The sequence below is a fragment of the Pseudomonadota bacterium genome (assembly GCA_030860485.1).
Classification (GTDB): domain Bacteria; phylum Pseudomonadota; class Gammaproteobacteria; order JACCXJ01; family JACCXJ01; genus JACCXJ01.
In genome coordinates this window covers 1-3,107 of the sequence record JALZID010000254.1, presented here as the reverse complement: position 1 = coordinate 3,107, position 3,107 = coordinate 1, and the positions used below count along the sequence as shown (strand labels likewise).

The following is a 3,107-nucleotide window of genomic DNA, read 5'->3' as shown; positions in this document are numbered from 1 at the left end:
AAGTCAGCAATGCTGAATTGGCCACGGTCCAGCCCACGCCAGACGAATTCCACGGCGAATGGAACTACAGTATTCATCCCACACCAGCCCGATAATTGTTCAAGTTATTTATGCTAGATGCCTAAGGGGCGATTTATGGCCGTGGCCAGTATACCGAACCGGGCTACCGCGCATCCCGACACCTGCTTCGGACGGCCCTCGCTCCGTGGATCCGCTACACCGACGTTCGGGGATCCCAGCGGCGGCGGCTGTGGTACGATGCCCGGGAAGAGGGCCTTCCCGACCTTGATGGTATGGCCCCGATCTGCTCGCCACGCCGCCGACCATAACCGAGCACGGAAGTCGGGCGCAAAGCATGTCCAACGAACAACAGCTACAAGACTTCCGCGCCCGCATCGACGAGCTGGACGGCCAGCTGCTGCAGATGATCACCACCCGCGCCGAGCTCGCCAAGGCGGTGGCCGCCGTCAAGGGCGGCGAGGCCACCGATTATTACCGGCCCGAGCGCGAGGCCCAGGTGCTGCGCAAGATCATCTCCCGCAACCGCGGGCCGCTCTCGGACGAGGAGATGGCGCGGCTGTTCCGCGAGATCATGTCCGCCTGCCTGGCGCTGCAGCAGCCCTTGAACGTGGGCTTCCTGGGACCCGAGGGGACGTTCACCCATGCCGCCGTGCAGAAGCACTTCGGGCGCTCCGTGCAGGCGCTCCCCATGGGCACCATCGACGATGTGTTCCGCGAGGTCGAGGCCGAGGCTTGCCACTATGGGGTGGTGCCGGTCGAGAACTCCATCGAGGGCGTGGTCAACCACACCCTCGATATGTTCATCAACTCGCCGCTCCGGATCTGCGGCGAGGTAGAGCTGCGCATCCACCATCACCTTTTGGGTAAGGCGGCCAATGTGGACGGGCTCCTGCGCGTCTACGGCCACGAGCAGGCCTTGGCCCAGTGCCGCCGCTGGCTCAACAACCACCTCGCCAAAGCGGCACGCTGCCCGGTGGCGAGCAATGCCGAGGCCGCGCGCCGCGCCGCCGCCGAGCCCGGGACGGCGGCCATCGCGGGCGACGCGGCGGCCTCGATCTATGGGCTCACCCGCATCGTGCACAACATCGAGGACGAGTCCGACAACACCACCCGTTTCCTTATCATCGGCCACCGCTCCACCCCACCGAGCGGCGACGACAAGACCACCCTGATCTTCTCGACCCCCAACCTTCCCGGCGCGCTCCACAAAATGCTCGCCTCCTTCGCCGAGCACGGGATCAGCATGATGCGCATCGAGTCGCGACCCTCGCGGCGCGGGATGTGGGATTACTTCTTCTTCGTGGACATCGAGGGCCACGGCCGCGACGAGGTGGTGGCAGAGGCCTTGAAGGAGCTCAAACAGCGCGCCTCCATGCTGAAAGTGCTCGGCTCCTATCCGCGGGCGGTCCTGTGATGGGTACACCACCGGCGGACTCGCCTTCGATGGCGAAGCACACGCCCGCGGGCTGCGATTTTGTTTCCCTCGCGGCACCCGGTGTGCCGGGCCTCAAGCCCTATGAGCCCGGCAAGCCGATCGAGGAGTTGGAGCGCGAGTACGACATCGCGGGTGCCGTCAAGCTCGCCTCGAACGAGAACCCGCTCGGCCCCGGAACCCTGGCCCTGGCCGCGATCCGGGCCGCGCTGGGATCCCTGCACCGTTACCCCGACGGCTCGGGCTACGCCCTGAAGAAGGCCCTGGCGGCGCACCTGTCGGTCGGGGGGGGGCCCATCACCTCCGATCAGCTCACGCTGGGCAACGGCTCGAACGAGGTCCTGGAGCTGGCCGCCCGCACGTTCGTGACCCCCGCCGATGAGGTGGTGTTCTCCGAGCACGCCTTCGCGGTGTACCCGATCGTGACCCAGGCGGTGGGGGCGCGGGCGATCGTGACCCCGGCGCGGTCCTACGGCCATGATCTCCACGCCATGCGCGCGGCGGTGACGGAGCGCACTCGCCTGATCTTTATCGCGAACCCCAACAACCCGACCGGGACCTGGGTCGGGAGCGATGCGCTGGCGGGTCTCCTGACATCCCTGCCGAAGCACGTCTTGGTGCTGATCGACGAGGCCTATTACGAGTACGTGGACGAGCCCGGCTATCCGAACGGCGTCGCCTGGGTCGAACGCTTCCCCAACCTCATCGTGACCCGGACCTTCTCCAAGATCCATGGCCTCGCCGGGCTGCGCCTGGGCTATGGCGTGTCCCACCCGGAGGTGGCCGGGCTCTTCAACCGCGTCCGCCAGCCTTTCAACGTCAACAGCCTCGCCCTCGCCGCCGCCGAAGCCGCGCTCGGGGACGAGGGGCACGTCGCACGGAGCCGCCGGGCCAACCAGGCCGGGCTCCGGCAACTGGAGGACACCTGCGATGCCCTCGGGCTTTCCTACATCCCCTCGGTCGCCAATTTCCTGTGCATCGCCCTGCCGCGGCCGGGCAGCGACGTCTATGCGGCGCTCCTCTGCGAGGGGGTCATCACGCGGCCCATCGCCGGCTACGGTCTGCCCGAGCACCTGCGGGTGACGGTCGGGGCCGAGGCCGAGAACGCCCGCTTCGCCGCGGCCCTGACCCGGGTCCTGGGGTGCCGGACGGAACAGAGATGATGGGGAATGGGCCTAGCTTCAAAGACAATTATATGGTCCGGCCTGGCCCCGGCTGGATCAGAAAGTTGACGCGCCGGACGGATTGAGACGGCCCGGGTGCTGATCGAACGGCTCGCTGTCATCGGTGTCGGTCTCATCGGCTGCTCGCTGGCGCGCGCCCTCCGGGCGGCCGGCACCTGTGGTTACATCATCGGACAGGACATCGATCGCGACCGCCTGGAACAGGCGCATGGTCTCGGCATCATCGACGACGGGGCCCCCGACCTCGGCACGGCCGTGGCGGGGGCCGATGCCGTGGTCGTCGCCGTGCCCATCGGGGCGATCGGCGCGGTCTTCGCGGGGATCCGCCCCGGCCTGCCAACACGGACGCTCGTGACCGACGTTGGCAGCGTCAAGGGCGTGGTGGTCGCCGCCGGCCGGGCGATGCTCGGCGAGCACCTTGCCTACGTGGTCCCGGGTCACCCGATCGTCGGCGCGGAGCACAGCGGGGT

3 protein-coding genes are annotated in these 3,107 nt (G+C 67.8%); all 3 read left to right on the top strand.

The window, feature by feature from the left end:
- Window positions 1-355 precede the first annotated feature (355 nt).
- On the top strand, window positions 356-1,435 hold the full coding sequence (gene pheA / locus M3461_15685) for a prephenate dehydratase (GenBank protein ID MDQ3775679.1): 1,080 nt from the start codon (window positions 356-358) through the stop codon (window positions 1,433-1,435).
- Between the two features lie 29 nt (window positions 1,436-1,464).
- Window positions 1,465-2,616 (top strand): histidinol-phosphate transaminase, encoded by a 1,152-nt coding sequence (hisC, locus tag M3461_15680; GenBank protein ID MDQ3775678.1) that lies wholly within the window; start codon window positions 1,465-1,467, stop codon window positions 2,614-2,616.
- 96 nt (window positions 2,617-2,712) lie between these two features.
- The coding region (locus M3461_15675; GenBank protein MDQ3775677.1) for a prephenate dehydrogenase/arogenate dehydrogenase family protein at window positions 2,713-3,107 on the top strand (395 nt) is incomplete at its 3' end.

Excerpts from the sequence above, each read along its gene's own strand:
- pheA (MDQ3775679.1), top strand. The coding sequence starts at position 356 with ATGTCCAACGAACAACAGCTACAAGACTTCCGCGCCCGCATCGACGAG.
- hisC (MDQ3775678.1), top strand. The coding sequence starts at position 1,465 with ATGGCGAAGCACACGCCCGCGGGCTGCGATTTTGTTTCCCTCGCGGCA.